This is a genomic window from Allofrancisella heilbronnii (assembly GCF_000710735.2).
GTDB lineage: Bacteria > Pseudomonadota > Gammaproteobacteria > Francisellales > Francisellaceae > Francisella > Francisella frigidaquae.
The window spans coordinates 313,097-335,350 of the sequence record NZ_CP144673.1 but is presented as its reverse complement, the minus strand read 5'-3'; the positions used below and the strand labels follow the sequence as shown (position 1 = coordinate 335,350).

Here is a 22,254-nt window from a genome sequence, read left to right as displayed (position 1 = left end):
ATTAATTTTTCCTACTCAAAAAATTTTTTGCTAACTAAATTACCTTTATCAAATTCAGCTACTGCAATAAATTTATTCTCATCATATATTCTAAAAACTCCATTGATATCTGCTTGAGTTGTTAGGATACCTTTATTGTATAAATCATGCTGTTGATTTATATCTAAAGTGTATATTGGTTTGTCTTTAAATACACTTTCTATGTGTTCTATAGTATCAAGTTTTTCTTCAAAACTTAAATCTTTCAAATCCTCAATTTCGTATGCTTTATCTAGAGAAAATGGACCACTTTGAGTCCGTTGTAATGCTATTAAATGACCTCCACAACCAAGTTCCGTACCTATATCCATAGCTAAACTACGGATATATGTTCCTTTAGAACATCTAACCTTAATCTCTAGTGTATCATCTTTACTACTTAGCAACTTAAGTTCATATATGGTTATTTTTCGTGGTCTTATTTCAACTTGTTTACCCTCTCTAGCCAGCTTATAGAGTGGTTGCCCATTATATTTTAAAGCTGAATATATTGGTGGGGTCTGATCACTTTGGCCTCGAAATTTATCAAATATGTTTTCTATAAGTGTATTTGAAAATTTAGGAACATCCAAAATTGTAACTATCTCACCTTCTGCATCACCGGTAGTGGTTTGTATACCAAGTTTAATTGTTGCTATATACTCTTTGTCAGCATCAAGTAAATATTGAGCTATCTTGGTTGCTCTACCAAAACATATTGGCAAAACACCTGTTGCCATAGGGTCTAATGTGCCAGTGTGGCCAGCCTTTTTAGCGTTATATAAATATTTTAATTGCTGTAGAATTTTATTTGAGCTAATACCTTTAGCTTTATTTATTACTATTATACCATTTAAATTTAGCTTATTTTTTTTCATGTAAACCCTGACTTTCTAGCAACCTTATCATTTCTTTGGCTGCTTTTTGCTCGGCTTTTTTTCTAGAGGTATCTTGTGCCTTAGTCTCAAAACCTAATTCTTTTACAATTGCAGCAACTTCAAATATTTGTTCATGATCTTTACCGGAAATAGCTATAATGTTATATGCTGGAAGGCTCATGGAATTTTGCAGCAATATCTCTTGTAGCCTGGACTTATTATCTTTAACCTTCACAATATCTACATCTAATCTAGAAAAAATGTCAGCGTACCAACCAAGTATAACTTTTTTGACATTAGCAAAATCACTATCTAAATAAATCGCACCGATTACAGCTTCAAAAACATCCTCTAAGATTTTCTCTCGTTTTTGTGAACCTGTCTCACTACCTCCCAATATCACAAACTCATCTATTTTATAATCTAGAGCTAATTTTGATAATGTAACGCCTTTAACAAGTTTTGAGCGAATTTGGGAAAGCTCACCTTCAGTGAATTTGGGAAATTTCTGATACAACGACTCTGCTATAATAAAACCTAATATTGAATCACCTAAGAATTCTAAACGCTCGTAATTTTTTTTGGCTTTACTTCTATGTGTTAATGCTCTAGTTAAAATTGTATGATCTTTAAAAGAATAGCCTAGTATTCGGTAAAGTCTGGAGTAATCTGGAATCATCTACCTAAAAAACCTTTCCAATTTCATTCCAACGGATTTTTTTATCAACCTTATCCCAACTCATCCAAACAAGTTTAGCTTTACCAACTAAATCTTGTTCTGGCACAAATCCCCAATACCGACTGTCCTGACTATTATCTCTATTATCGCCCATAACAAAATAATGACCTTCTGGAACTTTCAAACTTTCAAAGTCTTGAGATTTAACTGATTTTATCCAATCTATCTCATGAGTAACATCTCCTAGATGCTCCAGACAAACAATATCCCCACTATTATCTGACAACGATTTATTATTATAATTCATAACACTTCTATCACAATCAGTATAGTCAAGCTGTTTACCATTTATGGTTAAAGTCTTATTTTTATAAGATATAATATCCCCAGGCAAGCCCACAACTCGTTTTACATAATCCACATTAGGGTTAACTGGAAAGTGAAAAACCACGATATCGCCTCTTTTAGGGTAACCTGTATTGACCAGTATTTTATTAGTAAATGGTGCTCTAATACCATATGCTGTCTTATCTACAAAGATAAAGTCTCCTACTGGTAACGTAGGAGTCATGGATGCTGTAGGAATTAAAAAATTTCCCACCAAAAATGTTCTTAATATAAAAACCACAAAAAACACGCTAAATAAAGATCTAGCTTGATCTGCTATAAAAGGAGCTTTTAAACCATGATCTTTATAAAATTGGCGTTTTTGCTTTTTATTAAGAGCTTTAAGTTGCTCTCTATATGAAGCTAATCTATTTTTTTGAAAAAAAAGATAATCTATTAAATAAATAATACCGCTTGCAAAAGTCAAAAATAGTAACCAAAAAGTAAACCCTAGACTTAAGAAATATTCCATAAAAGTTATTTAATTACTTTGTCCTTTTGTACAAAATAACCAACGCCTCTTATTGTTTGAATAAAATTAGAGATATTAATTTTCTTTCTCAGGTTGTGCATATGCACTTCTAAAGTGTTAGTATCCATCTCTTTATCAGTTGAGTAAACTTCTTCTAAAAGTTGTGTTTTTGGAACAACTCGACCAGCGTTTTGAACCAATATAGATAACAATGCTAATTCTTTTTTAGAAACTGGAATAATTACACCATCCTTTGTAACTGTCTCAGAACTAGGGTTAAAACTATAATCACCAAACATGATTTCTTCGTTAACACTTTTACCAGATCTAACATCTATCCTACGGGAGATAGCTTTAACTCTAGCAACTAACTCTTTAAGTTCAAAAGGTTTAGTCATATAATCATCAGCCCCAAAATCTAAGCCTTTAACTCTATCTTCTAAACCATCTCTAGCTGTAAGTAAAAGTATAGGCGTTTTAATACCTCTACTTCTTACGCTTTTTAGAACTTCTAGACCAGTTTTAATTGGTAAACCAATATCCAGGATAGTTATATCGTATAAACCAGATTCTATAAAAGTCTGAGCAGCCTCCCCATCAGAAACCAAGTTCACATTAAAACCTTCTTTCTGTAAAGCTTCCAGCAAGCCTTCCCCCAAGTTTAAATCATCTTCTGCTAATAATAATCTCATGAATCTCCCTCTACTCCTATTTAAAACTTAATAAACTCAAATTGGCATATTTTTCTGTGAAAGTATACATTACAAGATACATAAAGTAAACATTCATTTTAAATTACCATCTTTACATCATGTTACTATAAATTAATATTATTCGAAACCCTCTATTCCAAAATATATTCACAATTAAATTTAAGCCTTCAAAACAACAAAATACTTTTCCATAAAGCTTCACCAAACTCTTTTGCTAATTCTTGCGACCTTCTTATGTTAGCTTTAATCGCCTTATCTACTATCACCTCCAAGCCAAAATCTTCAAAAACCTTTAAAGCCTCTGCTGTAATACCTTTCTTAGATGTTACATTTTTTCTCAATGTTTCTATACTATCACCACTATTTAATGCCATCTGTGCCGCCCCTAAACAGCTTTGTATAACTAGTATACTTGCCTGGTCTTCCGCCAAACCATTTTTAACAGCAGCTTTAACCATATGCTCCATAAATTGCAAATAATAAGCTGGAGCAGAACTAGCACATGCTGCTACAACATCTATCTTATCTTCATTGTCTACTACAACTATTATACCCATAGCTGACATTACATCCATCACTATATTTCTTTGCTTAGAGTCTACGTTTTCATTAAAGTATATACCTGTAGCGCCATAGCCTAAGCTACTTGGTGTATTCGGTATTACTCTTGCCAAAGCAACCTCTTTACCAAACAGTTTAGTATAAACACCTATCTGAATACCTGCAGCAACGCTAATTATTAGCTGAGTACCACTTACATACTCCTTAATACTTTTAATAAGCTCACCCATTTGCTGTGGCTTAATAGCTAAAACAATAACATCACTTTCAGCTATAGCATCACTTAATGGCTTTGATATTTCTACCCCATATTTATTAGATAAAATCTTAAGCTTATCAAGATTCCTGTCAATAACAGTTATGTTTGTCGGATTAAAATTACTTTTAACTAAACCAGAAATCATCGCTTTAGCCATATTACCACCACCAAGAAAACATATCTTAGTATTCATAAATTAATTCCTCAAACATTTTGTATTAAATAAGATGATAACATTTCATATAAATATTGCTAATATATCACTTATGCATATAAGTTATTTTTATAAAAACTATGAAAGAAATAGTACTTGCGTCAAACAATAAAGGAAAAATAAAAGAGTTCAAAGAGAGTTTTTCAAAATTAAACATAAATGTATTACCCCAATCTGAGTTTAACGTACCAGAGATTGAAGAAACAGGATTAAGCTTTATTGAAAACGCTATACTTAAAGCTCGCAATTGCTGTAAGCATACCGGGCTCCCAGCGATCGCTGATGATTCTGGTTTAGAGGTTTTCACGCTTAACGGTGAACCTGGGATATATTCTGCTAGATATGCAGGACAGCATGGTAATGATTTAGCAAATATTGAAAAATTACTAGAAAGACTAAAAAAATCAAATAACACTGATGCAAGATTTGTATGTACTATTGCCTATTTAAAACATGAGAATGACCCTACTCCAGCTATCGCATTAGGCACATTACATGGTAAGATCATTAATCAACCTATAGGAAATTATGGATTTGGCTACGACCCTGTTTTTTTACTACCCCAATTAAACAAAACTCTAGCTCAAATAACTATACAAGAAAAAAACCTCTGTAGCCATAGAGCAAAAGCTTTGAATAATCTCCTAAATAATTTTAAAGATGATAATAACACTTAATAATTTCTAACCTCATTGAAAAAAAATATATGCTATAATCCTTAAAAGAGTAAATAAATTATTACGCCGGAAAGATTAAGTTGGACTACTTAAAAAAAATTACATACAGATTTTTAGCTTATGTATATTCTAGCTTATTTATAGTCTATATTCCTATTCTATATGTCAAAAAACTAAAACGAAGTTTCAAAAATATCCATTATAGGCAACGTTGGGCTGAAAGATTTGCTGTAACAAAAACTCGACTAAATAATTGTATTTGGATACATTCTGTTTCAGTTGGCGAGACATTATCTGCAGAACCTCTAGTAAGAAAACTAATTCTAGAATATCCTAACGAAAAATTTGTCATTACAACTACTACCCCTACTGGTAGTGATGTAGTAAAACAATTATATGGTAATTGCGATAATGTATACCATATGTATATACCATATGATGTACAGCCTTTTATAAATAGCTTCTTTGCGAAACTTAACCCAAAATTTTTTATAATCATCGAAACAGAAATATGGCCAAACATCCTACAAAAGTGTTTTGATGAGAATATCCCTGTAGTTATAACAAACGCCAGACTGTCTAAAAAGTCTATGCGTAACTATACAAAAATCCCATTTGGCAAAGAATTTTTATTTAGTAAGCTCTCTCATATTAATGCCCAAACTGAAAAAGATGCAAAACGCTTTATCTCTCTGGGTGTCCCTAAAGAAAAACTTACGATAACTGGTAATCTCAAATATAATCTAATAACCCCAGAGAGTCTACAAAAAGACATGATGGGTTTAAAGGAAAGTATAGCTAATCGCGCAGTTTGGGTTGCAGGTAGCACTCATCAAGGTGAAGAAGAGATCATACTTAAAGCCCATTTAGAAATTTTAAAACTAAAACCAGAATGTTTACTTATAATAGTGCCAAGACATAAAGAAAGATTTTCAAAAGTTGAAAAACTTATAGCTAAACACAAACTTTCATTTCAAAAAAGAAGCGCATCAAAAGACTCCATACAAAAGCAAACTCAAGTTTACCTTGGAGATACCATGGGGGAACTTATACACCTTTATCATGTTTCTGATATTACATTCGTTGGAGGTAGCTTAAACAACACAGGTGGACATAATCTACTTGAACCAGCAGCCTTAGCGAAGCCTATTATTAGTGGTAGTAGTCTTTTTAACTTTAGCCAGATATCAAAAGATTTGATTAAAAACGATGCTCTGATTATTATTAATAGCCCTGACGAACTTGCTAATAAAGTAATTGAACTTTTTGATAATACCCAAATTTTAAATACTATGTCAAAAAATTCATACTACACTTTTAAAGCTCATAGTAATGTTTTAGAAAAACAATACAATCTAATAACCAAATTTTTATGAAAGAAAAAGATAAACTAGAAGATTTTAATAAATTTATTCTAGAAACGTTTACAACTCTTAAATGCAGTTCTAAAACTCTGCTTGAAGCAATAAAATATAGCTTCTTAGCTGGAGGCAAAAGAATACGTGCTCAATTTGTTTATGCAATTGGAGAAGCTTTTAATGTCAACATTCAAGACTGCCATAAATTAGCTTTTGCCGTCGAAGCTATACATACATACTCTCTAATCCATGATGACCTACCTGCTATGGATAATGATACGGTTCGTAGAGGTAAACCAACATGCCACATTAAGTTTAATGAAGCCACTGCAATTTTAGCTGGAGACGCTTTACAAGCTTTAGCTTTCCAAATAATTCAAACAGTTAATGTTAAAGATTTACTTACCTTAAAAAAAATAAATTCCCAGTTAGCACAATTTTGTGGCTTAGGTGGCATGGTAGCTGGTCAACAGCTCGATATAGAGGGTGAAAATAAACTCCTAACCCTAGATCAGTTAGAATGCGTCCATATCCATAAAACAGCAAAAATGTTTAGCGCTAGCATTTTGTTACCATATTACCTCTCAACAAATACAGATAATCCTACAGAGCATATACTTAAGGATTTATCTTTACTTATAGGACTATGTTTTCAAATCAAAGATGACATCCTTGATGTCACAAAAACCACTAAAGAATTAGGAAAAACTCCTGCAAAAGATATAGATGCTAATAAATCAACCTATGTTTCGTTATTAGGCTTAGAAGAAGCTATAAATTATTTAGATGAAAAAAAGACTTTGCTGGCTTCTCTAATAAGCCAGCTTAAAGCTAAAAATATAAATTGTTACAATATAGAAAAACTTATAAACCTAGTTATAGATAGAAACTATTAGTCATTTCTGTTAAAATTTCAAAAATTTATCAGAGCCAAATTTAAATCGATGCAAAATTTACAAAAAATATACGCTTGGTTAGTACACCTTTTTACTTCACTAGGTGCTGTGTTTGGAATATTTGCAATTATATTCTCAATAGAAGCGGCGAAAGCAAATGTTTTAGGAGATACAGATTTATATTATTATAATATGAGACTATCTTTATTCAGTATAATAGCTTCCGTATTCATTGATTCTGTTGATGGAAGCTTTGCGCGCCTTGTTGACATAAAAAAACTTGCTCCTTTAGATGGCGGACTTTTAGACAACATAATTGACTTTAGTACTTACTCTATAGTGCCATGTGTTTGGATATATGTTTCAAACATTGTAAGTCATGAGTGGTTACTAGTTGCTATAGTCCTCATAACCATCTCTTCATCATATCAATTTTGCCAACCCAATGCTAAAACTAAAGATTGCTTCTTTGTCGGATTTCCTAGTTATTGGAATGTCATAGTTATATATATGCTGTGTTTTCAGTCATCACAGTGGCTTAATGAAATAACTATATTAATTCTAGCAATTTTCTCTTTTGTGCCTATAAAATATATTTATTTATCAAGAACAGAGTATATTAGTGAGAGCAAAGCAGTCAAAACATTTACGTTTTTATTTACTATGCTTGCCTCTATAGCAACTTTTATTGCTGTACTAATGTACCCAATAAAGACACCAAGTTTACTAATTACTATAATAATTATTTTTAGCATTTTTTATATAGTTTTTAGCCTTAAATTAAACTTTAAAACCCCAAAGGTTAACTAGCTTTACTAAAAATAAACGGTTTATGCTAAGATATTCAAACGGTTGTTTATTAGAAAGATTTCAATATGGAAGTTTTAAGTCAAACAGAACGTCAGAAGCTTTTTCTGGAGAATATTTTTCCATATAAGCATAAAATACCTCGTAAAATTTACGAAAAGCAAAAATACCATTTACAAATAGAGTTACTAAAATTACAAAGGTGGGTAAAAGAAAATAACAAAAAAGTTTTAATTATTTTCGAGGGCAGAGATGCTGCAGGCAAAGGTGGAACCATCAAAAGAGTTATGGAACATCTAAACCCACGCGGCGCTAAAGTTGTAGCTCTTGAAAAACCTACAGAGAAAGAGCGAAACCAATGGTATTTCCAAAGATACATCAAATATCTGCCATCCGGAGGTGAGATAATTCTATTTGATAGATCATGGTACAATCGTGCTGGCGTAGAAAGAGTCATGGGATTTTGTACAGAAAAAGAGTACTTCTCTTTTTTAGAACAAGTTCCTATGCTTGAAAAAATGTTAGTTGATAGTGGCACTATTATTATTAAATTTTGGTTCTCAGTTAGTCAACAGGAGCAGAAAAATAGATTTATTGCTAGAGAAGCACATCCTCTAAAGCAATGGAAACTTAGTCCTATTGATAAAGCATCTTTAGATAAATGGGATGACTATACAGAAGCTAAGGAAAGAATGTTTATGTATACTGACAAACCATATGCACCATGGGTCATAGTAAAATCAGATGACAAAAAAAGGGCTCGTTTAAACGCTATTAGATATGTTCTTAACACTATAGATTATGATAACAAATCATTAGAAGTAGCTATACCTCCAGATCCTTTGATAGTTGGCTCTTCTGCAAAAATATACAAATAGCTCTTTAGAACAATTTAACCGAAAAAAATAACAAATACATATTGACTAACAATAAGCTTTAAAATATAATTGTGGCTATGTTTGGGCCTATAGCTCAGTTGGTTAGAGCGCCGGACTCATAATCCGTAGGTCGTAGGTTCGAGCCCTACTGGGCCCACCATTATTACCTAACATATATTTAAATATCAAAACTTTAATTAAAATAGCTCAAACTGACAAAAAAATTTTTCATAGTTTTATACAAAATATTATATGATTCTAGACTACTCAAGCTTAAACCAATTAGGCGCTTTATATGATGGTGCGTTTTGATTATAATCGCTAAGAAATTCATTAACATTTAATGTTCTATCTTCTTTGATGTCAGCACCTTCAATATTAAAGATAACAAAATTTCTTAAATCATTATAACTCATATAATTCTTATTCTTAACAATAAGCTTCCTTAAAGCAGTAAATTTTGGTTTTTGAAGGAGCTCTAAAGCTCCGTTGCCAGTTTTGGTTTCTTCACCTACCTGAAAATTAAATCTCTCAGTATTTCTACTTCTTTTAACTAAACATATAGCAATTACATATGCCAGAATCGAATGAGCTATAGCAGATGGTAAATAATCGGAACTAATTTCATTCAACGATTCCAAAAGACTATTAAAATAGTCTTTTTTCGAAAAATTAGAAGTAAGATTCGACCAAGTACTCGTTTTACTTTTCAATTTTTTTAAAAAATCAATTATAAGAGAAGTTGGTATCATATTTGACAAATCAAGAAAAGTCGATTTACAGTTAATCTCCTCATACATAGCTTGAGTTGCCATCCTATTCTCATTTTCATAAAATGTTGTGTTATAATATTCACTATAATTAAATTCACTGAAATTAAAAGGCCCCTTTTTTTCTGACGAAGGGGCGCAATAGATTTTGTTACATAACTTACCAAAAAGCTTATTATAAAAATTTTTATACTTAGTGTCTGCAACTACATCACTTCCTAGATCTTCAATACAGTCGTATGTTAAACCCATATACATTTTTTGACGAAATTCTTCTACTATCATATCATCTTGTTGATGAAGATTTTTACGTACTTTACAGATTTCAGCGTATGTATTAAACTTGATTTTTGTTCCTAAATTAAGGTATGTATCTAGTAGCCAAACATCAAGGTTAGATGTTCTTACATAAGTAAGAAAGTTTTCAAAAGTAGGAGTAAGTTTTTGGTTTATATAACTATTAATTTTCTCTCTATCAGAAGTTTTATAAAGAATTACAAAATGATGAGTATTTATATTTAATCTTACTATACATACAGTATACCCTCTTAATGACTCTATTTTTGTATTTAAAAACTTTAAAGTAACGTAACAGATCTTAGATTGCTCTGTACAATCTCCAATTTTCCCGATTAAAGATGATAAAGCAATCCTTTCACAAGAAATTTCTTCATCATTGCTAGTCGGAGCGGCTAATGATAATTTTAATAATCCACGAAGCTTTTTACTTTGCTGAAAAATAGGAAGATTACTTGAATAAGGGACAGATTGCCTTATTAATGTGACTATTTGTTGGGCTAATATTTCATTCATTATAATATCTCCTTTTTAATACACTTAAACAACTTAAGAAAATTAAGATGTAAAAAACTAAACGAGCTTGTTGATTGTAATAATTAAAAACTTAATACTAACAACTCTCTTATGCTAGAACCAAATGATATCAGTTAAGTATATGATTTATATAAGGGGTTTTTAATAAGACTTAGGAATTTTTAATAGCCCATATAAGTTTATGACATAGCCTACTAGGTATAAAAGTAATATTTGCTTAAATAGCTTCGAGAAATTTTTGCTTATCTTTCTTTGTTAATCTAACCCTATGCTCATTCATTAAAGTGCCGTGATAAGATTTATTTAGAGCTTCTAAAATATCCATCAATAATTCATAACATGTTTTTACGTCATATCCTAAAGCTGAAAGCTTCTTAAAATTCATAACAGCTATTATGCCATTTAGACTACCATTATTAATGCTTTCAAATTCTTGCTTATCATTATCTGGCAATATGCTGAATATGACGTCTTTATAATTAACCCTTTGAAAAACTTTCTCCTCAGTATACCTAAGATCATAGTGTTTCAACTGCATAGCTAAATTTTTTATTTCAATAGGTTCTATGCTTTCAAAATACAGCAAAAGATATCCTTCTCTTAATAAAGGGTACTCAAGCTGTATTTCTACAACCTCTTCAGAAAAATCATTTTTTAGTTGGCTTGTTAAAAATTCACTACTTGTTCTCTCTATATTCTCTAGTGTCAGTTTTTGTTTTAAACGCAAACTTTTACGAAAAAGATCAATAATTATTAATACAACTAAAATTAAAACCAAAATTAAAATCAACGACATATAACACCCACACTACTATCTTTTATTAAACTAATATTATATATATAAAGGCTATAAAAATTAAGATTTTTGAACAATTATAGAGTCTAATATACCAACTATTTTTTGATCAGTATCTACTATCATGTTTTCATGAATACTTGTAAACTCCCGCGTTATATAGTCATTTCTTTGCTTATCATCAAATAGTCTTCTTAATTCTTGATATAAATTATCTACTGTACAATCTTCTTGTATTAACTCTTTTATTATTTCACTTTTATGTAAAATATTAGGAAAAGCCCAGAAGCTATGATTACCTATCAACAATCTTCCTAAAAAAGCAGATAATGCTGAGACCTTGTATCCAACCACCATTGGTAATTTACATAACATAGCTTCTAGAGTAGCTGTACCAGAAGCTAGTAAACTATAGTCAGACGCTTTTAAAATATCATGGGATTTAGCATTGAACACTTTTATGTTTAGCTTTTGTATTTGTTCATCATACTGGTCAAAAATTGACTGTAAAGATGGTTTTGCTAAAGGCATCACAGCTTGAAACCTATATCCAGAGTCAACTAGTTTCTGTAAAGCTTCAAGAAATAAAGGCAAAAGTCTAGATACCTCATTACTCCTACTGCCAGGTAAAACTGACAATATTGGTAAACTTATATCTCCTAAACCCAACTCTTTTCTATAGTTAGCTCTATCTATATTTATTGAGATATTTTTTGCCAAAGGATGCCCAACAAAAATAGCTTCAAAGTTATGTCTTTTTTTATAATAATCAACTTCAAAAGGCAATATTGCCAATATTTTATCTGTAGCTTTTCTAATTTTTTTAATTCTATACTCACGCCATACCCATATTTTAGGGCTAACATAATGTATAGTTTTTATACCAGCTGCTCTAAGTTTTCTTTCAACAGTAAGATTAAAATCTGGAGCATCTATCCCTATAAAAACATCCGGTTTTGTTTGTTTAAAATGATTAATAATTTTTCTACGTATATTTAAAATCTGCCAACCTTTTGAAATTATCTCCAAAAAACCTATTAAAGAAAGAGCATCCATAGGATAAAGACTTTTAAAGCCAGAAGCCTCCATCTTAGGGCCACCTATACCCTCTATAATAGCGTCAGGGTACCTTTCTTTAAGCTTTGCAACTAAAGTACCACCCAACTGGTCTCCTGATAGTTCGCCTGCTACTATACCTATCCGCATTATCTTAATATACCCCTTCTAGAAGTACTCATCAGCTCAACAAAAGGCTCTAAAACTGGATCTTCTGTAGCCATATTCTTTATAATTTCAAAGGCTTCACTTATCATTAAACCACGACGATAAAGTATTTTATAAACGTCTTTTATTTTTTTTATCTGTTCTGCTGTAAAACCACGTCTTTTGAGCCCTTCAGAATTTATACCGCAAGGAGACGCACCAGCAGTAACCGCTGTTACCATTAAATATGGTGGCACGTCTTTTCCTACCAACGCAGCATGAGCGATAAATGCATGCTTACCTACAGTACAGAACTGGTGGACCCCAGTATTAGAACTCAAAATAGCATAATCTTCAATATGAACATGCCCAGCTAAACCAACGCCATTTACTAGGTTAATGTTATTCCCTATCTTACAGTCATGACCGATATGCACATAACACATAATTAAATTATTATTGCCGATCGAAGTTACTCCAGATTCCTTTAATGTACCACCATGTATCGTCGCACATTCTCTAATAACATTATTATCACCTATAACAACTTGAGAAAAATCTCCTTTTTTATAAGTATAATCAATAGGATCATCTCCAATAGATGCATACTGAAAAATACGATTATTTTTACCAATAACTGCATTATCACCTATAGTAACATGGCTTTTAAGCTCAGTGCCTTCACCAATAACTACATTTTCACCAACAACACAAAATGGACCAATTATAGCACTATCTGCTATCTTAGCACTTTCGTGAACTACCGCTAGGCTATGTATCACTATTAATAATCCTTATAAGCTGCCATTAATTCTGCTGAACAAACAATTTGTCCATCAACTTTTGCCACAGACTCAGCTGTACATATAATATTCTTTTGTTTAACCATTCGTGATTCAATAATCAGTACATCACCAGGGACAACTGGTCTTTTTACTCTAACCTTATCTATACCTGCAAGCATAAAAGTTCTTCTACCACCACCAGCTTTAGCAACCACATGTGCAAATAGTGTCTCAGCCATTAGCTCACCTAATATAGCTGTAGCTTGAGCCATCGCTTCAACGATTAAAACTCCTGGCATTACTGGGAATTCAGGAAAATGTCCATTAAAAAAATCTTCATTAATTGTAACGTTTTTTTGAGCTATTATACTTCTTTCTTCAATATTCCAGTCAACAATTTTATCTAAAAGAGCAAAAGGATACCTATGTGGCAAAATCTTCCTAATTCCCATCACATCTATTTGCTTATTATTTTCATCAAATTGACTCATTACAAATCCTCATTACTTAATTAATTTATTTTCTAAATCTTTGACCCTAGCTATTAATTTATCAATTTTTGACAATCTAGCTACAAACCTACCCCATTCAATTCTTGGTTTTACTTCAAAAGCGGCATAATACATACCCGGTTTTGTCACGGATTTACCTACATTAGAGGCGCCCCCTATTACAGCATTATCACAAATACTAATATGACCAGTAATAGCAGATTGACCACCTATAAGACAGTTACTACCTATCTTAGTACTACCTGCTACTGCTGTCACACCTGCCAAAGCTGTGTTTTCGCCGATAACCACATTATGAGCTATCTGTACTAAATTATCAATACGTGCCCCTTTTTTAATGATAGTGTCATCAATAGCACCTCTATCAACCGTCGTATTAGCACCAATTTCAACATTATCTTCAATAACTACTCTACCTAGCTGCGGTATTTTAGTCCATGAACCATCATCGTCACGTGCATTTCCAAACCCATCACAGCCTATAACTGCATTCTGATGAATAATACATTTTGCCCCAATAATAACATCATGTGCTATAGATACACTACTCTTAATAATTGTAGAATCCCCTATTTTCGTTCCATCCTCAATAGTAGCGCAAGCACCTATTACAACATTATCGCCTAAAACAACATTTTCACCAATAACTGCATTTGCGTCAATAGTTACATTATCCCCGATAACTGCACTAGCTGCTATAACAGCCTTACTATGTATCTTACCACTAGGTTTTGGAGATTTATCAAAAATCTCCATTACTTTAGCTAATGCCATATATGGGTTAGATAATACAATAGCGTTCGTATTACAGTAATCTAAAGCTTCTTCTGTAATTAAAACAGCAGAAGCTTTTGTGTTAGATAAATCTTTTAAGTACTTAGGATTAGTGCAAAAGGATATATCTCCCTCTTTTGCTTGAGATAAAGTAGCTATTTTAGTTATTTCAATACTACTATCGCCCTTAATCACACCATCTAATTTTTCTGCTAATAAATTTAAGCTATACATTATTTTACCCACCAATTATAGTTTTTGGTTTTTCTAAGAGTTCTTGTTCATCATAACTACAACATCATCAGATATGTCATCAACACCATTTACGTAAGCAAGAGCCTGAGTAGTTAGTATAACATTATAACCTTTCTGTTTTGCTATTGTCTCCACTGATTTATCAAATGCAGCTTGGAACTTTTTAGATAATTCATCTTTTCTTGAGTATTCTTTTTGTTGTAAAACTCTAGCTTTTTCTGCAAAAGTTTGTTGTTCTTGTTGTATTTGCTGTTGTTGTTTCTCTAACTCAGCTTTTGTCATAGTAGTAGATTTTTGCTGTAATTCTTTAACCTTTGCCATAATGTCATTTTGTTGTTGCTGTAACTTTGAAGCCTCTGGCTTAAGGTCATTTTCTAATTTTTTAACACTTACTGAACCAAGGTCTGTGTCATTAAATATCTCTACTGGATTAACTACAGCTATCTTAGTATCTGCATACAAAACAGTAGTAGCCACTGTAAAAAGCATCAACGTAATTAAAATTTTCTTAATTATTTTTTTCATATTTTTCTCCTTTGATTTTTAGAAATTTTGTCCAAGTGAAAACTGGAATACCTGAGTAACATCACCTTTTTGAACATTAAATGGTTGAGCAAAAGATACTGCTAGTGGCCCCATTGGTGAAGCCCATCTAAACTCAACTCCAACTGAATATTTAAGGTTACCCAAAGATGGTGATGTAGGGCTAGGTGGAGTTGGATATAGTACCCCATTTAGATCATAAGTTATATACGTGTTACCCACATCTAAAAATGCACCGATTCTCATATTAGAACTATCCTTAATAAAAGGTACTGGAAACAATAAATCCCAATTGTTATATATATTAAGGTTACCACCAATTGAGTTACCTGGCTGAGGATTATTAGGGTCTACTAAGTTAATATCTCTAGGGCCTAATGAACCTTGTAAGAAACCACGCACTGATCCCCAACCACCTCCATAGAAGTTCTCATAAAAAGGTAGTTCTTTAGTTTTCCCATAACCTCCACCATACTGCACTCCTGCCCTAATTGAGAGCGCCGATAAATCTGTATTTGGTACAGCAATATTATAAGTCCCACCGACTTCAACTTTATAAGAATTAATATTACTTATTCCAGGTATATTTATTGAGCCATTTAAATTAAATGACCCTCCCTGTGTTGGGAACATATATTTATTAGAGTTATTATAGCTCCAACCACCTGTTATAGCAGGCTCATTAAATACATTTCTACCTCCTTGCTGCTGAATAAACCATTCAACTATAGAAGATTTGTAACCTTCCGACTGTTTAAGGGTATTGTTAGCAAATGTCAATCCCCAAGATACATTACTAAACGTTGATATAGGCAAACCATACATCAACCTAGCACCAAGCGTATCTAATTGGTATGCAGCTATGGCATCTGTTTTAGCAAAGTTTGAACGGTTAACATATGCTGAAACACTCTGGCTGATCCCTGAAGTAGTAAAAAAAGGATCGATATAACTTATATCTAATTGTTGGAACGGTATGGAAAGCTGAGCATTAATATTAAAAGTATTACCTGTACCAAACACGTTAGGCATATTAAGCCTACCGCCTATCATAAAACCATATAAATCTGAATAACCTAAGCTACCACTTATTGAGTTGGCGTTACGCTCCTTAATATTGTAGTTTATATCTACCAAATCATCTGAGCCTTCTACAGGAACAAGTTGCATGTCAGCAGAACCAACATAAGGTAACTGATCAAGCCTTCTTTGTGACTTATCTATAGCCTCTTTATCATAAGTGGATTGTTCATAATATTGAAGCTGCCTACGAAATACGTAATCATTTGTGACATTATTACCAAAGAAATTTACCCTATTTACATAAACTTTTTTACCCGCATCTACAACAAATTTAAAAGAAACTACTCGATTTTCCTTATCAACATCTGGAATAGGGTTAACTGTTGCAAAAGCATAACCCTTACTTCCTAATAAAGTTCTTATTGACTCTACAGTATCTACAAGCTTCTTTTTTGAAAAAATTTCACCTTCTTTTAGCTGAATCAAGGATTCAACTTCTGATTTAGGTATTATAAATTTACCATCTAGAGATATATCACCAACCTTATAAACTTCACCCTCCTGGATACCAAGAGTTATATAAGAATGTTCACGATCTTTCGACATAGAGGCTTGTTTAGAAGTAACTTTAAAATCTAGAAAACCTCTATCAAGATAATAATTTGTCACATCCTGGACTGATTTCTCCATACCGTTAGGCGAGTAACTATCAAATTGAGCTAAAAAACCCCACAGATTCCAAATAGATGGTGTTTGAAAAGCTAAGCCACTTTTTAGATCACTATCGTCAAAATTTTTGTTACCGACAAAATTTATGTCTCCAATTGTTGCAGGTTTCCCTTCTTTAATTGTTAAATTAATGTTTATTCTGTTGTTCGGTAGTTTTCTGATATTTTCATCAATTTTGGCACCATATAATCCCATCATTGAATACTGGGAAAGTAACGATTGTTTAATTAAAAACATTGTATTAGGATTATAAATATTACCTACATAGACCCCAGCATCAGTAAAAACTTTTTCAAGATCCTCTTTTTTGATTTTTTTATTACCACTGAAACTAAAATCTGCAATTATTGGTCTTTCTTTTACATTCACAAAAAGATTACTACCCTTCCGATATAGGTCTACACTATTAAAAAAACCCGTACCATAGAGATTGTTAATAATCTGGTTTGTATCTTCTGGTGTGATATAACTACCCCTCTTAAAACCTATACGGCTTTTAACTACATCACCCTGTAATCCTTCTAAACCAACTATAGATACTTTGTCTAGTATAAAGCTACCTGTTTCTGCCCAGCCAGCACACGCAATACCCATAAGAATAGAGGTTAATACAAACTTCTTTCTTAAAAAAAACACTTAATTCTACCTCAAAATAGAATCTACTAAACATCGAGCTTTTTTATCAATCTCAAAAACTTCTTCTATTTGTTTAGGATTCTCAAACTTTAATTTTTTTAATATTTTTTTATTGATTTTTATAATATCTAAATATTTAATTTTACCATCTAAAAATGCTTCTACCAATTTTTCATTAGCAGCATTAAATACTATATTTGCTGCGTAATCTTTATTTCTTAAATTTTCAAAAACTAATTTTAAAGCTTCAAACCTACTAAAGCATGCTTTTCTAAATGTCAGCTTTATTTTTGTAAAATCCAACTCTGCAACATTAGCACACCCTCTAGCTGGATAATACAAAGCATTTGTAATGGGAGTTTTCATATCAGGAACACCCAATTGAGCTAAAAAACTACCATCTACATATTTAACCATCGAGTGAATAACACTTTGAGGATGAATTAAAACGCTAATTCTATCAGCTGGCACACGAAAAAGCCAATATGCTTCTATCACTTCCAAAGCCTTATTAACCATAGTTGAAGAATCAACTGAAATTTTTCTTCCCATACTCCAGTTAGGATGAGCACATGCTTGCTCTGGGGTTATATCAACCAACTCCTCTAATTGCTTATCTCTAAAAGGACCTCCCGAGGCTGTAAGGATTATCTCAGTAATTTCTTTTTCATTAAAAGTCTTGCTTTGATTATCCAAACACTGAAAAATTGCATTATGCTCACTGTCTACAGGTATAAGCTGGGCGTTATTTTTTGCTACCTCTTCAATTAACAAATGCCCTGCAGCTACTAAAGATTCTTTATTAGCTAAAAGTATTTTCTTGCCTGCCCTAGCAGCTGCAAAAGTTGGCTTAAGTCCAGCCACTCCAACTATAGCAGACATTACTATATCAACTTGTGGATCACTAGCAATTTGCTCTAAGGCTTCCTCACCAACCAAAATCTCAACTTCTCCAACAAGTTCTCTAAGCTTTTGGTATTTTTGTTGGTCAGGTACAACGACGTACCTGGGGTGAAACTCTTTACATAAATCAGCAAGTTTTTTTATATTACTAAAGGCACTTAAAGCATACACCTCAAAGCTACTACTCTCTCTAATTACGCTTAATGTGCTATCTCCTATAGAACCTGTAGCTCCTAATATAGTAACCTTGCTTTTCATAGACATAACCTTTATTCTGTTAAGTCAACATCTAAAGCTATTTCAGTTTCTTCTTCTAAGCTTTCCTCTATATCTGTATCATCTTGTTTTACAACCTTCAAACCTATAAGTTTTTCATTGTTTCGAAGATTGATCAACCTAACACCTTGTGCCGAACGACCACACTCTCTAACTTCAGATGATGATGTTCTAACTAAAGTGCCATTATTTGTAATCATAACTATGTCCTCATCTTCAGCAACAAGTACAGCCACAACTACCTTACCATTTCTATCTGATGTGGAAATTGCTATAACCCCTTGACTAGCTCTTTTGGTTTTTCTGTATTCAGAAACTGAAGTTCTTTTACCATAACCATTTTCCGTAGCAGCTAAAACAACTCCTTCATCAGAATTTGTCACAAGCATAGAAACTATCTTTTGATCATCTTGTAAACGCATACCTGTAACGCCAGCGGCAGAACGACCCATAGCTCTAACATCAGATTCATCAAAACGAATTGCTTTTCCTGCATCTGAAAACATCATAATCTGCTTATTGCCATCTGTAAGTGCAACATAAGATAACTCATCGCTATCATTCAAGCCAATAGCGATCTTACCTGTAGAGCGCGGTCTTGCAAACTCTGATAAATCAACTTTTTTAACTCGACCTAATTTTGTAGCCATAAATACATACCAGCCTTCTTCAAACTGTGAAATTGGCATAAGAGCAGTAATTTTTTCATCTCTTTCTAGTGGTAGAATATTATTTATTGGTCTACCTTTAGAGATTCTACTAGCTACTGGGAAATCATAAACTTTTGACCAATAAACTCTACCTAAGCTTGAAAAACAAAGCATAGTATCGTGAGTTGATGCTAAAATTAATTTAAAGATACTATCTTCTTCTTTAGTTTTGGTTGCAGACTTTCCTACTCCACCACGTTTTTGAGCATTGTATAAACTTAATGGCTGAGTCTTAACATAACCATCCATCGATAACGTTACAACCATTTCTTCTTCTGCTATTAGATCTTCTCTTGTCAAATCCAATCTTGAAGAAATAATTTCTGATTTTCTAGCGTCGCCAAAGTTTTCTCTTATTTCAACGAGTTCTTCTTTGACTACTCTAATAAGCTCATTTGTATCACTTAATATTGATATTAGATACTTAATTTTATCAATTAATTCTTTAAACTCATTTACTATCTTATCTTGTTCAAGACCTGTTAGTCTATGTAGCCTCAAAGCTAAAATTGCATCAGCTTGCTCTTCTGTTAAGTTATATGACGAATCTGTTTGGATACCATAATGAGAGGCTAATGTCTCTTTACGATACATTTTAACATCAACACCTTCAAGCATATTTTTGACAAGAATACCATTCCATGACCTAGCTAGCATAGATTCTTTAGCATCAGCCGGACTTGGTGAAGCTTTGATAAGCTCAATCATCTCATCTATATTTGATAAAGATAACAATAGTCCTTCTAAAATATGAGCTCTTTCTTTTGACTTTCTTAGCTCATATATAGTACGGCGAGTAACAACTTCTTTTCTATGCTTTATAAATTGCTCTAAAATCTCTTTTAGGCCTAAAAGTTTTGGTCTATTGTCACTAAGAGCGACCATGTTGATACCAAAACTGCATTGTAGTTGAGTTTGAGCATACAAAGTATTTAATACAACTTCTGGAGATTCATCTCTTTTTAAATCTATTACTACTCTAATACCATCTTTATCAGACTCATCTCTAAGTTCTGAAATGCCTGTTACTTTTTTATCTTTAACAAGCTCAGCAATTTTTTCAACTAGTTTTGCTTTATTTACCTGATAAGGTATCTCTGTAATTATTATCTGCGATTTACCTGATGCTTCATCTTCTTTTATATCAGCCTTAGCTCGCATTATCACACGGCCACGACCTGTTTTATACGCTTCTAAAATACCATCTGTACCATTTATATAGGCACCTGTTGGAAAATCTGGTGCTGGAATGTATTGTATTAACTCTTCAACACTTAAACTAGAATTGTCTATAAGAGCTATTGTTCCATTAATTACCTCTGTCATATTATGAGGAGGGATATTTGTGGCCATACCAACAGCAATACCTGATGAGCCATTAACTAAAAGATTTGGTACTCTTGTTGGCAAAACATCTGGAACTAACTCTGTGTTGTCGTAGTTTGGAGAAAAATCTACCGTCTCTTTATCAATATCTACCAAAAGCTCATGAGTAAGCTTTTGCATTCTAATCTCTGTATAACGCATAGCTGCTGGTGAATCACCATCAACTGAACCAAAGTTACCTTGACCATCTACTAAAGTATAACGTAAAGAAAAAGGTTGAGCCATCCTAACGATAGTATCATAAACTGCAGTATCACCATGTGGATGATATTTACCTATAACATCACCGACAACCCTAGCAGACTTTTTATAAGGTCTATTATAATAGTTTGATAGCTCATTCATCGCAAAAAGAACTCTTCGGTGAACTGGCTTTAACCCATCTCTGACATCTGGTAAAGCTCTACCAACTATAACACTCATTGCATAATCAAGGTATGATTGCTTTAATTCTTTTTCTATATTTATTGATGATGATTCTTTAGTCGTTACAGACATTACTTACCGTTTTTAATAAAGATATGACATATGGGTGATATTTTAACATACTCAAGCCTAAAAAGCATCTTTTGATAATAAGTAAGAAACCAGTAAAAATTCTTAAAAATGTATGACTAATTAGTTAATTTCCAATTTATAGTTTTAAGTTTATGATCAAGTAAATACTGGTTACAAAGTATAAAATGGTTACATCCTAGAAAGCCGCGATGAGCTGACAAAGGAGATGGATGCGTTGACTCCAGAATTAAGTGTTTAGAATTATCAATAAGGCTTTTCTTTTTACGTGCGTGAGAACCCCAAAGCATAAAAACAACATTTTCTTTATACTCCGATATTTTATTGATTACTGTATCTGTAAAAGTTTCCCAGCCAATGTCTTTATGTGAGTTTGCCTTATGAGCCTCTACAGTTAAAGTTGTGTTTAACAAAAACACACCCTGCTTTGCCCAATCAACCAAACAACCATGATTTGGAATCTCAAAATCTGGAATACTACGAACAAGCTCTTTGTACATGTTACGTAAAGACGGCGGGATGTCAACTCCCTTTTGCACTGAAAATGCTAGACCATGAGCTTGATTATAATTATGATATGGATCTTGACCAAGAATTACAACTTTTAAATTTTCTAACTCAGTATACTTAAAAGCATTAAAAATGTTTTCTTTAACTGGAAAGATAACTTTACCTTTATTTGCCTCACTAGCTAAAAATTCTAATATTTGCTTAAAATAAGATTTTTGTTTCTCTTCTGATAAAATATCTGACCAGGTCATATCTAGTTTAAACCGACTCCCAACAATAAGTATAAAGATTGATTA

21 protein-coding genes and 1 tRNA gene are annotated in these 22,254 nt (G+C 32.4%); 6 read left to right on the top strand and 16 right to left on the bottom strand.

The genetic code is table 11. The features are described from left to right. Window positions 1-11 precede the first annotated feature (11 nt). From truB to proC, 5 genes are all read right to left on the bottom strand, one after another. On the bottom strand, window positions 12-896 hold the full coding sequence (truB, locus tag FRA_RS01550) for a tRNA pseudouridine(55) synthase TruB (RefSeq protein WP_035721197.1): 885 nt from the start codon (window positions 894-896) through the stop codon (window positions 12-14). Further along, complete coding sequence (gene rnc / locus FRA_RS01545) at window positions 883-1,575, bottom strand: ribonuclease III (protein ID WP_035721194.1); 693 nt, start codon at window positions 1,573-1,575, stop codon at window positions 883-885. Before rnc ends, truB begins: the two co-directional genes overlap by 14 nt. Before the next feature lie 4 nt (window positions 1,576-1,579). Further along, on the bottom strand, window positions 1,580-2,434 hold the full coding sequence (lepB, locus tag FRA_RS01540) for a signal peptidase I (RefSeq protein ID WP_035721191.1): 855 nt from the start codon (window positions 2,432-2,434) through the stop codon (window positions 1,580-1,582). Between the two features lie 5 nt (window positions 2,435-2,439). After that, window positions 2,440-3,126 (bottom strand): response regulator, encoded by a 687-nt coding sequence (locus FRA_RS01535; RefSeq protein ID WP_035721187.1) that lies wholly within the window; start codon window positions 3,124-3,126, stop codon window positions 2,440-2,442. Between the two features lie 188 nt (window positions 3,127-3,314). Further along, window positions 3,315-4,160 (bottom strand): pyrroline-5-carboxylate reductase, encoded by an 846-nt coding sequence (proC, locus tag FRA_RS01530; protein ID WP_035721184.1) that lies wholly within the window; start codon window positions 4,158-4,160, stop codon window positions 3,315-3,317. Between the two features lie 101 nt (window positions 4,161-4,261). Between proC and rdgB the strand changes: the two genes are divergently transcribed. The 6 genes from rdgB (at window position 4,262) to FRA_RS01500 (ending at window position 8,957) form a co-directional block, all read left to right on the top strand. Next, window positions 4,262-4,858 (top strand): RdgB/HAM1 family non-canonical purine NTP pyrophosphatase, encoded by a 597-nt coding sequence (rdgB, locus tag FRA_RS01525; RefSeq protein ID WP_035721182.1) that lies wholly within the window; start codon window positions 4,262-4,264, stop codon window positions 4,856-4,858. Between the two features lie 80 nt (window positions 4,859-4,938). Further along, the gene (gene waaA / locus FRA_RS01520) at window positions 4,939-6,234 is read left to right on the top strand and encodes a lipid IV(A) 3-deoxy-D-manno-octulosonic acid transferase (protein WP_035721177.1); all 1,296 of its coding nucleotides are present in this window, start codon (window positions 4,939-4,941) and stop codon (window positions 6,232-6,234) included. Then, window positions 6,231-7,112 carry a polyprenyl synthetase family protein gene (locus FRA_RS01515; RefSeq protein ID WP_035721174.1) on the top strand — a complete coding sequence of 294 codons (882 nt, stop codon included), beginning with the start codon at window positions 6,231-6,233 and terminating at the stop codon, window positions 7,110-7,112. Before waaA ends, FRA_RS01515 begins: the two co-directional genes overlap by 4 nt. A 48-nt stretch (window positions 7,113-7,160) precedes the next feature. Then, window positions 7,161-7,922 carry a CDP-alcohol phosphatidyltransferase family protein gene (locus tag FRA_RS01510; RefSeq protein WP_035721172.1) on the top strand — a complete coding sequence of 254 codons (762 nt, stop codon included), beginning with the start codon at window positions 7,161-7,163 and terminating at the stop codon, window positions 7,920-7,922. A 65-nt stretch (window positions 7,923-7,987) separates the two neighbouring features. Further along, window positions 7,988-8,797 carry a polyphosphate kinase 2 gene (gene ppk2, locus FRA_RS01505; protein ID WP_035721169.1) on the top strand — a complete coding sequence of 270 codons (810 nt, stop codon included), beginning with the start codon at window positions 7,988-7,990 and terminating at the stop codon, window positions 8,795-8,797. Window positions 8,798-8,880: 83 nt separating this feature from the next. Next, a tRNA-Ile gene (locus FRA_RS01500) sits at window positions 8,881-8,957 on the top strand. A gap of 103 nt (window positions 8,958-9,060) precedes the next feature. Here the strand turns inward: FRA_RS01500 and FRA_RS01495 are convergent. From FRA_RS01495 to ung, 11 genes are all read right to left on the bottom strand, one after another. Further along, a complete protein-coding gene (locus FRA_RS01495; RefSeq protein ID WP_035721165.1) occupies window positions 9,061-10,380 on the bottom strand; it encodes a hypothetical protein in 1,320 nt (439 codons plus the stop codon). Between the two features lie 238 nt (window positions 10,381-10,618). Further along, window positions 10,619-11,197 carry a cell division protein ZipA C-terminal FtsZ-binding domain-containing protein gene (locus FRA_RS01490; RefSeq protein ID WP_035721163.1) on the bottom strand — a complete coding sequence of 193 codons (579 nt, stop codon included), beginning with the start codon at window positions 11,195-11,197 and terminating at the stop codon, window positions 10,619-10,621. Window positions 11,198-11,257: 60 nt separating this feature from the next. Next, window positions 11,258-12,403 (bottom strand): lipid-A-disaccharide synthase, encoded by a 1,146-nt coding sequence (gene lpxB / locus FRA_RS01485; protein WP_035721160.1) that lies wholly within the window; start codon window positions 12,401-12,403, stop codon window positions 11,258-11,260. After that, window positions 12,403-13,182 (bottom strand): acyl-ACP--UDP-N-acetylglucosamine O-acyltransferase, encoded by a 780-nt coding sequence (gene lpxA, locus FRA_RS01480; RefSeq protein WP_035721157.1) that lies wholly within the window; start codon window positions 13,180-13,182, stop codon window positions 12,403-12,405. Before lpxA ends, lpxB begins: the two co-directional genes overlap by 1 nt. Before the next feature lie 2 nt (window positions 13,183-13,184). Continuing rightward, window positions 13,185-13,676, bottom strand: coding sequence for a 3-hydroxyacyl-ACP dehydratase FabZ (gene fabZ / locus FRA_RS01475; RefSeq protein WP_035721154.1), 492 nt, complete (start codon window positions 13,674-13,676; stop codon window positions 13,185-13,187). Window positions 13,677-13,688: 12 nt separating this feature from the next. Beyond that, window positions 13,689-14,705: a UDP-3-O-(3-hydroxymyristoyl)glucosamine N-acyltransferase gene (lpxD, locus tag FRA_RS01470; RefSeq protein WP_035721151.1), complete on the bottom strand. Its 1,017-nt coding sequence runs from the start codon at window positions 14,703-14,705 to the stop codon at window positions 13,689-13,691. 33 nt (window positions 14,706-14,738) lie between these two features. Further along, on the bottom strand, window positions 14,739-15,251 hold the full coding sequence (locus FRA_RS01465; protein ID WP_459382051.1) for an OmpH/Skp family outer membrane protein: 513 nt from the start codon (window positions 15,249-15,251) through the stop codon (window positions 14,739-14,741). Window positions 15,252-15,269: 18 nt separating this feature from the next. After that, the gene (gene bamA / locus FRA_RS01460) at window positions 15,270-17,657 is read right to left on the bottom strand and encodes an outer membrane protein assembly factor BamA (protein WP_035721149.1); all 2,388 of its coding nucleotides are present in this window, start codon (window positions 17,655-17,657) and stop codon (window positions 15,270-15,272) included. 6 nt (window positions 17,658-17,663) lie between these two features. Then, entirely contained in the window at window positions 17,664-18,824 is a 1,161-nt protein-coding gene (dxr, locus tag FRA_RS01455) for a 1-deoxy-D-xylulose-5-phosphate reductoisomerase (RefSeq protein WP_035721147.1), read from the bottom strand. 5 nt (window positions 18,825-18,829) lie between these two features. Next, a complete protein-coding gene (gene gyrA, locus FRA_RS01450) occupies window positions 18,830-21,430 on the bottom strand; it encodes a DNA gyrase subunit A (protein WP_035721144.1) in 2,601 nt (866 codons plus the stop codon). A gap of 116 nt (window positions 21,431-21,546) precedes the next feature. Continuing rightward, the gene (gene ung / locus FRA_RS01445) at window positions 21,547-22,209 is read right to left on the bottom strand and encodes a uracil-DNA glycosylase (RefSeq protein WP_035721141.1); all 663 of its coding nucleotides are present in this window, start codon (window positions 22,207-22,209) and stop codon (window positions 21,547-21,549) included. Window positions 22,210-22,254 lie beyond the last annotated feature (45 nt).